Origin of the sequence: Sphaerisporangium sp. NPDC051017 (assembly GCF_040683095.1) — a bacterium.
Taxonomy (GTDB): domain Bacteria; phylum Actinomycetota; class Actinomycetes; order Streptosporangiales; family Streptosporangiaceae; genus Sphaerisporangium.
Map to the genome: position 1 here is coordinate 168,018 of NZ_JBFBCI010000005.1, position 12,628 is coordinate 180,645.

Annotated in this window: 15 protein-coding genes; 6 read left to right on the forward strand and 9 right to left on the reverse strand. The window is 71.3% G+C overall.

Translation table 11 applies throughout. From position 1 onward, the window contains the following. Positions 1-21 precede the first annotated feature (21 nt). Positions 22-255 (forward strand): Lrp/AsnC ligand binding domain-containing protein, encoded by a 234-nt coding sequence (locus AB0M95_RS07195; protein WP_363760689.1) that lies wholly within the window; start codon positions 22-24, stop codon positions 253-255. A 16-nt stretch (positions 256-271) separates the two neighbouring features. Continuing rightward, the gene (locus AB0M95_RS07200; protein WP_358511923.1) at positions 272-745 is read left to right on the forward strand and encodes a DUF3515 family protein; all 474 of its coding nucleotides are present in this window, start codon (positions 272-274) and stop codon (positions 743-745) included. A gap of 67 nt (positions 746-812) precedes the next feature. Here the strand turns inward: AB0M95_RS07200 and AB0M95_RS07205 are convergent, their stop codons facing one another. Genes AB0M95_RS07205 through AB0M95_RS07220 form a run of 4 tightly spaced genes read right to left on the reverse strand, consistent with a single transcriptional unit; the run spans position 813 to position 4,987 of the window. Beyond that, the gene (locus AB0M95_RS07205; RefSeq protein WP_358511921.1) at positions 813-1,928 is read right to left on the reverse strand and encodes a D-alanine--D-alanine ligase family protein; all 1,116 of its coding nucleotides are present in this window, start codon (positions 1,926-1,928) and stop codon (positions 813-815) included. Positions 1,929-1,968: 40 nt separating this feature from the next. Beyond that, the gene (locus AB0M95_RS07210) at positions 1,969-3,204 is read right to left on the reverse strand and encodes an aminotransferase class I/II-fold pyridoxal phosphate-dependent enzyme (RefSeq protein ID WP_363760821.1); all 1,236 of its coding nucleotides are present in this window, start codon (positions 3,202-3,204) and stop codon (positions 1,969-1,971) included. Between the two features lie 14 nt (positions 3,205-3,218). Further along, positions 3,219-4,226: an NAD(P)H-dependent glycerol-3-phosphate dehydrogenase gene (locus tag AB0M95_RS07215; RefSeq protein WP_363760694.1), complete on the reverse strand. Its 1,008-nt coding sequence runs from the start codon at positions 4,224-4,226 to the stop codon at positions 3,219-3,221. A gap of 41 nt (positions 4,227-4,267) precedes the next feature. Further along, positions 4,268-4,987 (reverse strand): lysophospholipid acyltransferase family protein, encoded by a 720-nt coding sequence (locus AB0M95_RS07220; RefSeq protein WP_358511915.1) that lies wholly within the window; start codon positions 4,985-4,987, stop codon positions 4,268-4,270. A gap of 162 nt (positions 4,988-5,149) precedes the next feature. Here AB0M95_RS07220 and cofC point away from each other — a divergent pair, with 162 nt between their 5' ends. Beyond that, positions 5,150-5,770, forward strand: a complete 621-nt coding sequence (cofC, locus tag AB0M95_RS07225) for a 2-phospho-L-lactate guanylyltransferase (RefSeq protein WP_363760824.1) — start codon at positions 5,150-5,152, stop codon at positions 5,768-5,770. A gap of 62 nt (positions 5,771-5,832) precedes the next feature. Here cofC and AB0M95_RS07230 read toward each other — a convergent pair whose 3' ends face one another. Next, on the reverse strand, positions 5,833-7,542 hold the full coding sequence (locus tag AB0M95_RS07230; protein WP_363760697.1) for an MFS transporter: 1,710 nt from the start codon (positions 7,540-7,542) through the stop codon (positions 5,833-5,835). 236 nt (positions 7,543-7,778) lie between these two features. Here AB0M95_RS07230 and AB0M95_RS07235 point away from each other — a divergent pair, with 236 nt between their 5' ends. After that, positions 7,779-8,516 carry a TetR/AcrR family transcriptional regulator gene (locus tag AB0M95_RS07235; RefSeq protein ID WP_363760700.1) on the forward strand — a complete coding sequence of 246 codons (738 nt, stop codon included), beginning with the start codon at positions 7,779-7,781 and terminating at the stop codon, positions 8,514-8,516. Between the two features lie 70 nt (positions 8,517-8,586). Then, positions 8,587-8,790 carry a hypothetical protein gene (locus AB0M95_RS07240; RefSeq protein WP_358511906.1) on the forward strand — a complete coding sequence of 68 codons (204 nt, stop codon included), beginning with the start codon at positions 8,587-8,589 and terminating at the stop codon, positions 8,788-8,790. Between the two features lie 98 nt (positions 8,791-8,888). Here the strand turns inward: AB0M95_RS07240 and AB0M95_RS07245 are convergent, their stop codons facing one another. The 4 genes from AB0M95_RS07245 to leuC all read right to left on the reverse strand — a co-directional run bounded on the left by AB0M95_RS07245 (position 8,889) and on the right by leuC (position 11,616). Further along, positions 8,889-9,188, reverse strand: a complete 300-nt coding sequence (locus AB0M95_RS07245; RefSeq protein ID WP_358511903.1) for an HU family DNA-binding protein — start codon at positions 9,186-9,188, stop codon at positions 8,889-8,891. A 166-nt stretch (positions 9,189-9,354) separates the two neighbouring features. Further along, entirely contained in the window at positions 9,355-9,660 is a 306-nt protein-coding gene (locus AB0M95_RS07250; protein WP_363760705.1) for a hypothetical protein, read from the reverse strand. Continuing rightward, entirely contained in the window at positions 9,639-10,226 is a 588-nt protein-coding gene (gene leuD, locus AB0M95_RS07255; RefSeq protein WP_363760708.1) for a 3-isopropylmalate dehydratase small subunit, read from the reverse strand. The genes AB0M95_RS07250 and leuD overlap by 22 nt, the downstream gene beginning before the upstream one ends. Positions 10,227-10,239: 13 nt before the next feature. Continuing rightward, positions 10,240-11,616 (reverse strand): 3-isopropylmalate dehydratase large subunit, encoded by a 1,377-nt coding sequence (leuC, locus tag AB0M95_RS07260; protein ID WP_363760711.1) that lies wholly within the window; start codon positions 11,614-11,616, stop codon positions 10,240-10,242. Between the two features lie 139 nt (positions 11,617-11,755). Here leuC and AB0M95_RS07265 point away from each other — a divergent pair, with 139 nt between their 5' ends. Beyond that, the gene (locus tag AB0M95_RS07265; RefSeq protein WP_358511891.1) at positions 11,756-12,472 is read left to right on the forward strand and encodes an IclR family transcriptional regulator; all 717 of its coding nucleotides are present in this window, start codon (positions 11,756-11,758) and stop codon (positions 12,470-12,472) included. The last annotated feature ends 156 nt before the right edge of the window (positions 12,473-12,628 follow it).

The window sequence follows — 12,628 nt, forward strand, 5'->3', positions numbered from 1 at the left end:
CGCCCCCGCCGGGAGGACGTGATGGTGCACGCTTACATCCTTATCCAGACAGAAGTTGGCAAGGCCGCCGAGGTCGCGGGGGCGATCAAGGTCATCCAGGGTGTGACCCAGGCGGAGGACGTCACCGGCCCGTACGATGTGATCGTCCGCGCCGAGGCCAAGAACGTGGACGAGCTCGGCAAGCTCGTGGTCGCCCAGATTCAGGCGGTCGAGGGAATCACGCGTACTCTTACCTGTCCGATCGTCCATATCTGAGCGACTTCATCCGGGGGTGACCGTGGTACGAGCCGTCGCCGCCGTCGCGGCCCTGGCTCTGCTGCTGACGGGGCTGCTGGCGGGGTGCGGTGGAGCCGTCCGGGTCGACCCTCCGGCTCCCGAGGGGGAGACGGCCGTGGCCTGCGCCGCCATGGTGAAAGGCCTCCCCTCCACTCTGGACGGCGCGGAGCGCGTCCCGTCCGAGCCCGCCTCGCCGTACGTCGCGGTGTGGGGCTCGGGGGAGATCGCGCTCCGCTGCGGCGTCCCGCGGCCCGCCGCGATGGACCCGATGCAGCAGATCCCCGAGATCGACGGCGTGCCGTGGTTCGCCGACCCGGTCAGGCCGTCGCTGTTCACCGCCATCTCCCCCCGCGGCTACGTCGAGGTGACGATCTCCCGGGCGCACCAGGCGGCGGTGGTGCTGCTCGACCTGGCCTCCCCGGTCAAGACGGCCTTCCCGCCCGCCGGCACGGGCTCACCACCCACCTGAGCCGACCGCCGCGCCCACCTGCGCCCACCCAGCCCGAGGAGCCGCCGGTGAGCCGGCCATCCGAGCGTCACCGCAGGCCCGCGGGCCGGTCGAGCGCCAGCCGGATCAGCCGGTCGACCAGCTCGGGGTACGACACGCCGGAGGCCGCCCACAACTGCGGGGCCACAGACACCGCCGTGAACCCGGGCATCGTGTTGATCTCGTTGACGATCAGCCGCCCGTCCGGGGTGTAGAAGAAGTCGACGCGGGACAGCCCCTCGCAGCCGAGCGCCTCGAAGGCCCGGACGGCCATCTGCCGCAGCTCCTCGCTCGCCGCCGCCGGGATGTCGGCGGGCACCGCGAGCGACATGTCCGACCCGATGTACTTCGCCGAGAAATCGAAGAACTCGTGGTTCTCGTTGACCAGCACCTCGCCGGGCAGGCTCGCGGCGGGCGGCTCGTCCCCCAGGGACTCCAGGACGGCGCACTCGATCTCGCGCCCGACGATCGCGGCCTCCACCAGCACCTTCGGGTCGTGCTCGCGCGCGTACTCGACCGCCCGCTCCAGCTCGCCGGCGTCCCCGGCCCGCGAGATGCCCTGGCTGGACCCGGCGCGGGACGGCTTGACGAACACCGGCCAGCCGAGGTCCTCGACGTCCTTGAGGACGCGGTCGCGGTCCAGCCGCCAGTCGCGGTCGCGCACCACGACGTACGGCCCGACGGGGAGCCCGGCGGCGGCCAGCAGCGTCTTCATGTACGCCTTGTCCATGCCGACCGCGCTCGCCAGCACGCCCGAGCCGACGTAGCGGACGCCGGCCATCTCCAGCAGGCCCTGGATGGTGCCGTCCTCACCGTACGCGCCGTGCAGCATCGGGAAGACGACGTCGACCTCGCCGAGCGAGCCCGGGATCCGTCCCGGGTCGAGCGTCACGAGCTGCCCGGTGCCCGACGGCAGCGCGAGGGCCGTGCCGCCGCCGTCGACCGAGGGCAGTTCGCCGCCCTCGATCGCGAAGCTCTGGTCCTCCGAGGCCAGCACCCACCGGCCGTCCGGGGCGATGCCGATGGGCACGACGTCGTACTTGGACCGGTCGATGGCGTCGAGGACGCTGCCGGCGCCCATGAGGGACACCGCGTGCTCGGAGTTGCGACCGCCGAAGACGACCGCCACGCGCACGCGCGGCCGGGATGGCTGCTGGTGGTTCATGATTCCCGAATCTACCTTGCGCCCCTGTCGTCACCGCTTGTCAGGTACGCGTGGCGGCGTTCGAGCGCAGCGCGTCGAGGGCGTCGGTGACGTCCGCGATCAGGTCCTCGGCGTCCTCGAGGCCGACGGAGAAGCGCACGGCGCCCGCGTCCACCCCGGACGCGGTGAGCCCGGCCTCGTCAAGCCTGCCGCGGGTGGTGGAGGCGACGTGGGCCACCTTGGTCCGCGTGCCGCCGACGGAGGTCGCGATGAGCGCGAGCCGGAGCGTGTCCGCCAGCATGACCCCCGCCTCGTACCCGCCGTGCGGGGTGACCGTGACCGACGCGCCGAACCGCGTGCCCTCGGGGCCCGCGTCGAAGAGCTGGCGGGCGAGCTGGTGGCCGGGATGGGAGGGCAGGCCGGGGTAGTCCACGCGGCGGACGGCCGGGTGCTTGGCCACGGCCGCGGCGAAGACCATCGCGGTCGCGCACATGCGGCGCACGCGCAGCGGCAGCGTCTCCAGGCTGCGGCGCAGCAGGAACGCCTCGTCCGGGGACAAGGTGGACCCGGTGTCGATACGGACCTCACGGACTTTGCCGATCAGGTCGGGACGGCCCACCACGGCCCCGCCCGTGCAGTCGTCGTGCCCGCCCAGGTACTTGGTCGCGGAGTGGAGCACCAGGTCGGCGCCGTGCTCCAGGGGACGGCAGACCACGGGCGTGGCCAGCGTCGAGTCGACCACCAGCAGCGCGCCCGCGTCCCGGGCGATGCGGTAGAGGCCCCGGATGTCGGCGACGGCCATCGTCGGGTTGGTCAGCGTCTCGGCGTATATGATCTTGGTGCTGGTCTTCACGGCGGCGTGCACGCGGCGCAGGTCGGAGTAGTCCACGAAGTCCACCGAGACGCCGAAACGCGCCAGCACGTTCGTCAGCAGCGAGTACGTGCCGCCGTACACCGGCGCGGGGGCGACGACGTGGGAACCGGAGCGCAGGAAGGCCAGCAGCACGGCGTTCACGGCCGCCATGCCCGACGCGAACGCCTGCCCGGCGACCTCCTCGGGCGCCGCCGCGCCCTCCAGCGAAGCCACGCCCGAGGCGAACGCGGCCACCGTGGGGTTGTCGATCCTGCTGTAGGCGAAGCCGGGCGCCCGCTCGCCCAGCACGTCGGCGTACTCGGCCGAGTTCTCGAAGCTCCAGGACGCGCTGCGCCACACGGGCAGCCCGATCGGGAGTTGGCGGGGGGCGGGCGCGGGGGGCAGGTGGATCGCGCGGGTGTTCTCGCCGAGTCTCCTGCGCATGCGTCGGGAAGGGGTCACACGCCGTACCGTTCCGGCTTGGGAGTCCGCGACATGAGCAGCATCGCGGCCTCGCTGGGGGTCATTCCGTCGTGGACGACGCCGACCACCACCTCCGTGATGGGCATCTCGACGTCGTGCTTCCTGGCCAGGTCGAGAACCGACTCGCAGGACTTGACCCCCTCCGCCGTCTGCCTGGTGGCGGCGATGGTCTCGGCGAGGGTCATGCCCCTGCCCAGATTCTCCCCGAAGGTGCGGTTTCTCGACAATGGGGACGTGCAGGTCGCGACGAGGTCCCCCATGCCGGCGAGCCCGGCGAAGGTGTGCTGATCGGCCCCGAGCACCGCGCCCAGCCGGGCGATCTCGGCGAGGCCGCGCGTCATCAGCATGGCCTTGACGTTGTCGCCGAGGCCCATGCCCGCCGCCACGCCCACGGCGAGCGCGATGACGTTCTTGACCGCGCCGCCGAGCTCCACCCCGACGACGTCGGCGTTGGTGTAGGCGCGGAACCACGGCAGGTGGCAGGCCTCCTGGAGCCGCGCGGTGACCTTCTCGTCCACACCGGCGACCACGGCGGCGGCCGGCTCGCGGCGGATCAGCTCGCCGACCAGGTTCGGCCCCGACACGACCGCGACCCGCTCCTCGGGCACGCCCGCCACCTCGCAGATCACCTCGCTCATGCGCTTGGACGTGCGCAGCTCGATGCCCTTCATCAGGCTCACGAGCACGGAGTGGTCCGGGATGTGCGGGCTCCAGGCGGCGAGGTTGCCGCGCAGGGTCTGCGAGGGGACGGCGAGGACGACGAAGTCGGCCCCCTCCATCGCCTCGGCGGGGTCGGTGGTGGCGCGCAGCGACGAGGGCAGGGCGACCCCGGGCAGGTACTCGGGGTTCTCGTGCCTGCGGGCGATGGCCTCCACCACCTCGGCGCGCCGTCCCCAGAGCGTCGTGGAGGTGCCGGCCTCCGCCAAGATCATCGCGAAGGTCGTCCCCCACGAGCCTGTTCCGAAAACGACGGCCTTGGTCATCTACTCACCGTACGCCCAGCCCGGCGCCCCGGCGGACGGCGTCACCCGGCGCGGCTCTCGGACTCGTCGAAGGGAGTGTCCGGTGCCTTCTCGCCGCGCAGGTCGGAGAGCAGGCCGACGACGTCGGCCATGATGTCGGCGGTCGCGTCCTTCAGCACCTGGCCGCGCATCGGCAGACCCTGGTACTTCGACAGGTCGACCGGCGGGCCGGCGATCACGCGGAAGGTCTTGCGGGGGAACAGCCGCGGCTTCTTCTGGCCGTACGGCAGCAGTTCCTGGGCGCCCCAGTGCGCGACGGGGATCACCGGCGCGCCGGTGGCCAGCGCCAGCCGCGCCACGCCGGTCTTGAACGCCATCGGCCAGTAGTCGGGATCGCGGGTGATCGTCCCCTCGGGGTAGAAGATCACGCACGAGCCCTCCTTGAGGGCCTCCTCGGCGTGCTTCAGCGAGCGCGCGGCGTCGGTGCTGCCCCGGAACACCGGGATCTGCCTGCAGGCGCGCACGACCTTGCCGATCAGCGGGATGTCGAAGACCCCGGATTTGGCCAGGTAGACGGGCCAGCGGCCGTTGTTGTAGGTGAAGTGGGCGAGCAGCAGCGGGTCCGTCCACGACAGGTGGTTCGCCGCGATGATCACGCCGCCGGTGCGTGGCACGTTGGCGCGGCCGCGCCAGTCCCTTTTCGTGAAGAGCAGCAACACCGACTTGACGATCACCGTGACGAGTGCTTCCCAGAAGATGGGCGGGCGTCCGGGGCGGCTCAATTGACTCCTCCAGTCATGCCTGTGCGCCATCAGTCTCCCGGTTGGCTCCACGAGATGTCGAGGCGGGATGCTAAGGCTATGCGTACGGCAGACGGTTCGGCAGACGGTCGGCACAGTCACGACAGCGGACGTGGCGGACACGGCACGAAACCTCACTGGACCATCGTGGTCCCGGTGAAGACTCTGATCGCCGCCAAGACACGCCTGGCGGCGCACGCGGGGCCCCACCGCGCGGCGCTCGCCGTGGCCATCGCCTGCGACACGGTGTCGGCCGCGCTGGCCTGCCCGGACGTCGCCCGCGTCATCGTCGTCACCGGCGACCCGGTGCCCGCCGAGGCCCTGGCCGCGATCGGCGCGCACGTCGTCCCCGACCCGGAGGCCGGGCTCAACGCGGCGCTGCGGGCCGGCGGCGCCGAGGCCGTGCGGCTGGCGCCCGGGGGGCCGGTCGGCGCGCTCCAGGCCGACCTGCCGGCGCTGCGGCCCGCGGAGCTGAGCGTCGTGCTCGGCTGCGCCACCGACTTCGACCAGGCGTTCCTGCCCGACGCCGCCGAGATCGGCACGACGTTCTACGGCGTGCGGCCCGGCGTGCCGTTCCGGCCGCGCTTCGGCGGCGTGTCCCGGGCCAGGCACCTCGGGAGCGGAGCCAAGGAGCTGACGCCCGACGGCGTCCCCTCGGTGCGGCGCGACGTCGACACGCCGTCCGACCTGGAGGAGGCGCTGGCCCTCGGCGTCGGCCGGTACACCGCCGAGGTGGTGACGACGATGAGGGGGCCCTCCGCGTAGGAGGACCCCCTCGGTGGCCCCGTGACGGCCCCCGTGTCCGGCGCCACGGGCGTTCGCCCCGGTCAGTGCCCGGCGGCCTCGCCCTCGCGGGCGTGCTTGGGCAGCAGGAAGGCGACGAGGAACGTCAGCGCCAGCATGCCGTCCACGACCCAGAGGATCGTCTTCATCACCTCACTGAAACCGGTCTTGCCCGCCTCGGCCCCGGCGGACGCGAGCGCCTTCTGGACGGCGGCGCCCGCCTGCGGCGAGGTGACGGCGGCGCGGGCGTCGGCCTCCAGCCGGGCACAGGACGCGGGCACCGCCTCGGAGTCCTTGGCGACCGCGCGGTCGTGGCCGCAGGCGCGCAGGCCCTCGACGACGCGGTCCTGCGCCGGGCCGGTGACCTGGACGGCGGCCAGTTCGGCGCGCAGCTTGGGCGTGACGTCATCGGCGGCCGAGGCGACGCTCGTGCCGAGCATGCCGAAGAACAGCGTGCCGAGCAGCGCCACGCCGAAGGCGCTGCCGAGCTGCTGGACCGCGGTCAGGGTGCCCGAGGCCGAGCCGTTCTCGTGGGGCTCGACACCGGCGAGCACGATGTCGAAGAAGGGCGCCATGAGCAGGCCCATACCGGTGCCGGTCACGAGCAGGGCGGGGCTGAGCTGCCAGGGGTTCACGCCGATGCCGGCGAGGTTCAGCGTGAGGATGACGGCCAGCACGCCGGCCGCCATGAGCAGCGTGCCGCCGTGCAGCAGCTTGCGCCCGTACTTCTGCAGGGGCTGGGCGAAGCCGAAGCCGATGACCATGCCGATCGACCACGGCACCATCGACAGGCCGGCCTTCAGCGGCGAGTAGCCGAGTCCGATCTGCACGTACAGGTTGAATACCAGCGAGAAGCCGACCATGCCGGAGAAGAAGACCAGGCCGGTGACCAGGCCTCCGGTGAACGCGCGCTTGCGGAACAGGCTGGGGACGACGAGCGGGTCGCCGCCCTTGGCGCTCTTGCGCCCCTCGAACCAGCCGAAGCCCACGAAGACCAGCACGGCGGCGGCGATCATCAGGAAGGACCAGAGCGGCCAGTCGTGCTCGCGGCCCTGGACCAGCGGGAAGATGATCAGGAAGCCGGCCACCGAGACGAGGACGGCGCCGGGGACGTCGAGCTTCAGCGGGTGCGGGGATCGCGACTCGGGCAGGAACCGCATTCCGGCGAGGACGGCGGCGAGGCCGAGGGGCAGGTTGATCAGGAAGATCATGCGCCAGCCGGTGCCGAAGAAGTCCGCGTCCACGAGCCATCCGGCCAGGATGGGGCCGGCCACGGTGGACAGGCCCATGATCGGCCCGAACAGGCCGAACGCCTTCTGCGTCTCGGCGGGCGGGAACATCTCCCTGATCATGCCGAGGCCCTGCGGCAGCATGACCGAGCCGAACAGGCCCTGGACCACGCGGGCGGCGATCAGCACCTCGGGCCCCTGTGCGACGGCGCACAGCAGCGAGCCCACGGTGAAGCCCACGGCTCCGATGACGAACATCCTCTTACGCCCGAAGATGTCGCCCAACCGGCCGCCCGTGATGAGGCCCACGGCCATCGACAAGGTGTAGCCGGCGCCGAGCCACTGGATGACGGCGGCGCTGCCGCCGAGTTCGGCGCGGATCGCGGGAGAGGCGATGTTGGTGACCATCGCGTCCAGCAGGTCCATGATCTCGGCGGCGAGGATCACGAAGAGCGCCGCCCAGCGCCACCGATAGGGCGTCGCCACGGTCGGCGACTGTTTCAGGGGGATTTCGATCGATGTCATTGCGGTTCCTCCGGCCGCCCACCAGGGGGCAGAACAGTGTTCAGCAGAAGCGAGCGCTGTTCTATCATTGAACTGCATACGTCGTGCAGTGAGACGCTCTCAAGATATGTCGCAAGTGCGGCAAAGACAAGATATATCGCGAAACAGAGTGGTGTTCTGCTCAGACGAGCGGTGTTCTCCAGGCCGACTAGACTGCCCGGGATCCACGCGAGAACGCCTGAAGGCGGGGGTTACGCATGACAGGACAGGACAGCGACGACGCCGTGCCCGCGCCCCCCTGGGAGCGGTCGCGCAGGCGGTCGGCGCAGGTCCGCGTCCCACTCACCCGCGAGCGCATCGTCGACGCCGCGTTCACCGTCCTGGACCGCGAGGGGTACGACAGGCTGAGCATGCGGCAGGTCGCCGGCGAGCTCGGCGTCGCCGTCTCGGCGCTCTACGCGCACGTGGCCGGCAAGAACGACCTGTTCCAGCTCATGTACATGCGGCTGTTCGACTCATGGGTGCTGCCCGAGCCCGATCCGGAGCGCTGGCAGGAGCAGGTCAAGGACTTCGCGCGGTTCGGCCGCGCCCGCCTGCTGGAACACCGCGACATGGCCCGCATCTCCATGGCCCAGATCCCGTTCCTCCCCGAGCTGCTCCCCCAGGTCGAGCGCATGATGGCCCTGTTCCGCGGGGCCGGGCTGCCCGACCCCGTCGCCGCCGCCGCGGGCGACATGCTGTCCACCTTCATCGACGGGTTCGCCTACGCCGAGGCGATGTGGGAGGAACGCCGCCGCAACACCGACGTCGGCTCCTGGGACGAGATGCGTGAGACGATCAAGGGGTACTTCGACGCGCTGCCGCCCGAGCGCTTCCCCCACCTGCTGGCCCTGTCGAGCATGATGTTCGAGGAGACCAACGACGAGCGGTTCGAGGTCGGCCTCGACATCATCGTCCGGGGCCTGGCCTCCTACATCGAGCCGAAGGACGCCTGAGCGGAAGGACGCCTGAGCGGAAGGCGCCGTCCCCGGCCCACCGGACGGCGCCGCTGTTAGACTGGCGCGCGTGCAGGCGACGGTGCGGACCTTCGACCAGCGGACCCGGTCGGGGTCGGTGTTCCTCGACGACGGCACCGAGCTGCCGTTCGACGCCCCCGCCTTCGACGCCGGTCCCCTGCGCCTGCTGCGCTCCGGCCAGCGCGTGAACATCCGCGTCGAGGGCGCCGTCATCACCGCGATCACCCTGTCCACGTTCCCGCTGCCGGACTAGCGCGCCGCTCGTGTCCGACGGGGCGGACACGCCCAGGCATACGGACGCCCGGGACCTGTGGTGGCCCCGGGCGCCGGTCGATCGTCGTCAGACGGTCGTCACTTCTTCTTGGCGGCCTTCTTGCCGGCCGCGTTGACCTGTTCCTTGAAGTCGGCACCGGCCCTGAACTTGGGCCCCCAGCTCTCGGACACCTTGATGGGCTCGCCGGTCGAAGGGTTCCTTGCCTGGCGGGCGGGCTTGTGAGCCATCTCGAAAGCACCGAACCCGGTGATCGAGACCTTCTCCCCGTTCGCGACAGCGTGCTGGATCGCCTCGATTATCGCGTTCACGGCCTCGGTGGCCGTCTTCCTGTCGCCGACCCGATCAACGATCGCGTCCACGAGTTCTCGCTTGTTCATCTCGGTTGTTCCCCCTGGTTACCGCTGTCTGAGGATGAGCGCCGGGGCCGACGGCCCGCGGCCGATCTCACCCGGTGTGGCCAAGCGCGGGGTTCCGGCACGCGCCCACCAGTCAGCGGTCAGAAACCCCTTACCCGCTTGAAATTAAGGTACACAGGGCTAGGACTCAATCACATCCGGCGATGTTTCGGCTACTCGGCGTGTCGGATTCTGCTTCCAGCGTGGCCAGGAAGTCGTCCAGGCGCGTGCAGGCGTGATCGACGTCTCGCTTGGCGAGGTCACAGATCACCACGAAACGGCGCGCGATCCGCTGCTTCTCGTCCGGGGGAAGGCGTGCGGCGGCCACGCGACGATAGGCGTCGCGCAGCCGCCGCGCCAGCATGTCCTCGCGGCTCTCGGCCTGCGAGGCTCTCGTGTGCGGCCCGGCGGTCCCGGGCGTCGCGGCATCTGTCAAACGGTCGTCGGCAGCCATGGCTGCCGACCATTCTCGTACTCCGTTATGTCATCCGCGTGCGTCAGGGTCAGGCCGATGTCGTCGAGCCCTTCGAGCAGGCGCCAGCGGGTGTAGTCGTCGATCTCGAACCCGGCGACCTCGCCGCCCCAGCGGACCTGACGTTCGACCAGGTCGACAGTGACCTCGATGGACGTGTCGGCCTCGACGGCGTTCTGCAGGGCCTCGACCGTCTCGGCGGGCAGGACGATCGGCAGCAGCCCCATCTTGGTGGAGTTGTTGCGGAAGATGTCGCCGAAGCGCGCCGCGACGACGGCGCGGAAGCCGTACTGCTGGAGCGCCCAGACGGCGTGCTCACGCGAGGAGCCGGTGCCGAAGTCGGGCCCGGTGACCAGGATCGAGGCGCCCGCGTAGGCCGCGTCGTTGAGGACGAACTCCGGGTCCTCGCGCCAGGCGGCGAACAGGCCCTTCTCGAAGCCGGTGCGGCTGACCTGCTTGAGCCAGACCGCCGGGATGATCTGGTCGGTGTCCACGTTGCTGCGGCGCAGCGGCACGGCCCGGCCGGTGTGGGTGGTGAAGGCTTCCATCTGTCCTGGCTCCTTACAGGTCGGCGGGCGCGGTGAGACGGCCGGTCACGGCGGTGGCGGCGGCGACCGCCGGGGACACCAGATGCGTGCGCCCGCCCTTGCCCTGACGGCCCTCGAAGTTGCGGTTGGAGGTGGAGGCGCTGCGCTCGCCCGGCGCGAGGGTGTCGGGGTTCATGCCGAGGCACATCGAGCAGCCGGCCTGGCGCCACTCGGCACCCGCGGCCTGGAACACCTCGTGCAGCCCCTCGGCCTCGGCCTCCGCCTTGACCTGCATGGACCCGGGGACGATCAGCGTGCGCGTGGTGACCTTGCGTCCGCGCAGGATCTCGGCGGCGGCGCGCAGGTCCTCCAGCCGGCCGTTGGTGCAGGAGCCGACGAAGACGGTGTCGACCTGGACCTGGCTCAGCGGCGTGCCGGGCGTCAGGGCCATGTAGTCGAGCGCGCGGCGGGCGGCGGCGGGGTCCGAGGTCTCCTCGGGCGCGGGGATCGCGGTGTTCAGCGGCGCGCCCTGCCCCGGGTTGGTGCCCCAGGTGACGAACGGCGAGAGCGTCGAGGCGTCGATCTCGACGACCGTGTCGAAGACGGCGTCGTCGTCGGTGCGCAGCGACTTCCAGTACTCGACCGCGGCGTCCCAGGCCTCGCCGGACGGCGCGTGGGCCCGGCCCTTGAGGTAGGCGAAGGTGGTCTCGTCCGGGGCGATCATGCCCGCCCGGGCGCCGGCCTCGATCGACATGTTGCACACCGTCATGCGGCCCTCCATGGAGAGCTTGCGGACGGCCTCGCCGCGGTACTCGATGATGTGGCCCTGGCCGCCGCCGGTGCCGATCTTGGCGATGATGGCGAGGATCAGGTCCTTGGCGGTGACGCCGTAGGGCAGCTCGCCCGAGACCTCGATGGCCATCGTCTTCGGCCGGTACGCGGGCAGCGTCTGGGTGGCGAGCACGTGCTCGACCTCGGAGGTGCCGATGCCGAACGCGATGCCGCCGAACGCGCCGTGGGTGGAGGTGTGCGAGTCGCCGCAGACGATCGTCATGCCCGGCTGGGTGAGGCCGAACTGCGGGCCGATGATGTGCACCACGCCCTGCCCGGCGTCGCCCATGGGGTGCAGCCGGATACCGAACTCGGCGGCGTTCTTGCGCAGGGTATCGACCTGGGCCTTGGACACGGGGTCGGCGATGGGGCCGAGGACGGTCGGCACGTTGTGGTCCTCGGTGGCGATGGTCAGCTCGGGACGGCGCACCTTGCGCCCCGCCATGCGCAGGCCGTCGAACGCCTGCGGGCTGGTCACCTCGTGGATGAGGTGGAGGTCGATGTAGAGCAGGTCCGGCTCGCCGTCGGCACGCCGGACGACGTGCCGCTCCCATACCTTTTCGGCCAGTGTGCGACCCATGTCGTGAACGCCTCCTTGCGTTTCAGGCCCCCGGCACGTCTCAGAAAATAAGACGGAAATTTCGGGATATGGACAGCCTACCGATCGTTCGCGTAGATACCCAGTTGCATCTCGGATAGCGAGACGGCAGTATCGGGGTATGGACAACTCTAGCGGAGTCGGCGTACTCGACAAGGCCGTGCTCGTGCTCAACGCCCTTGAGGCGGGCCCCGCGTCCCTGGCACAACTCGTCCAGGCCACCGGGCTGGCCCGCCCCACCGCCCACCGTCTCGCCGTCGCCCTGGAGCACCACCGCATCGTCTCCCGTGACACCCAGGGCCGCTTCATCCTCGGCCCCCGGCTCTCCGAGCTGTCCGCCGCCGCCGGCGAGGACCGCCTGCTCGCCGTCGCCTCCCCCGTCCTCACCCAGCTTCGCGACCAGACCGGCGAGAGCGCCCAGCTCTACCGCAGACAGGGCGACGAGCGCGTGTGCGTGGCCGCCGCCGAGCGCGCGAGCGGCCTGCGCGACACCGTCCCCGTGGGCACGGCCCTGCCGATGACCGCCGGGTCCGCCGCCCAGGTGCTGCTGGCCTGGGAGGAGCCCGACCGCCTCCACCGCGGCCTGCGCGGCGCCAAGTTCACCGCCGCCACGCTGGCCAGCGTGCGCCGGCGCAGCTGGGCGCACAGCATCGGCGAGCGCGAGCAGGGCGTCGCCAGCGTCTCGGCGCCGATCCGCGGCGCGGGCGGCAAGGTGATCGCCGCGGTCTCCGTCTCCGGCCCGATCGAGCGCCTCACGCGCACCCCCGGCCGCATCCACGCCGCCCCCGTCGTGGCCGCCGCCGAGCGCATCACCGAGGCGATGCGCCGGGCCAACTGACCCGCTGTTCGCGCAGGGCAGAGGGCAGTACGGGCCGGTCGGCGACCCGCTCGCCGATTGAGTCCGGAAGCAGGGCCAACTGATTAGAGACGGCCGCCGCCAAGCACTAGCCTGGCGGAGTGACAGATCGCATCGAGGCAGCCGCATCGGAGCTGC

Coding starts and splice junctions, on each gene's coding strand:
- AB0M95_RS07195 (WP_363760689.1), top strand. CDS start 22: ATGGTGCACGCTTACATCCTTATCCAGACAGAAGTTGGCAAGGCCGCC.
- AB0M95_RS07205 (WP_358511921.1), bottom strand. CDS start 1,928: ATGAACCACCAGCAGCCATCCCGGCCGCGCGTGCGCGTGGCGGTCGTC.
- AB0M95_RS07210 (WP_363760821.1), bottom strand. CDS start 3,204: ATGCGCAGGAGACTCGGCGAGAACACCCGCGCGATCCACCTGCCCCCC.
- AB0M95_RS07215 (WP_363760694.1), bottom strand. CDS start 4,226: ATGACCAAGGCCGTCGTTTTCGGAACAGGCTCGTGGGGGACGACCTTC.
- AB0M95_RS07230 (WP_363760697.1), bottom strand. CDS start 7,542: ATGACATCGATCGAAATCCCCCTGAAACAGTCGCCGACCGTGGCGACG.
- AB0M95_RS07235 (WP_363760700.1), top strand. CDS start 7,779: ATGACAGGACAGGACAGCGACGACGCCGTGCCCGCGCCCCCCTGGGAG.
- AB0M95_RS07245 (WP_358511903.1), bottom strand. CDS start 9,188: ATGAACAAGCGAGAACTCGTGGACGCGATCGTTGATCGGGTCGGCGAC.
- AB0M95_RS07250 (WP_363760705.1), bottom strand. CDS start 9,660: ATGGCTGCCGACGACCGTTTGACAGATGCCGCGACGCCCGGGACCGCC.
- leuD (WP_363760708.1), bottom strand. CDS start 10,226: ATGGAAGCCTTCACCACCCACACCGGCCGGGCCGTGCCGCTGCGCCGC.
- leuC (WP_363760711.1), bottom strand. CDS start 11,616: ATGGGTCGCACACTGGCCGAAAAGGTATGGGAGCGGCACGTCGTCCGG.
- AB0M95_RS07265 (WP_358511891.1), top strand. CDS start 11,756: ATGGACAACTCTAGCGGAGTCGGCGTACTCGACAAGGCCGTGCTCGTG.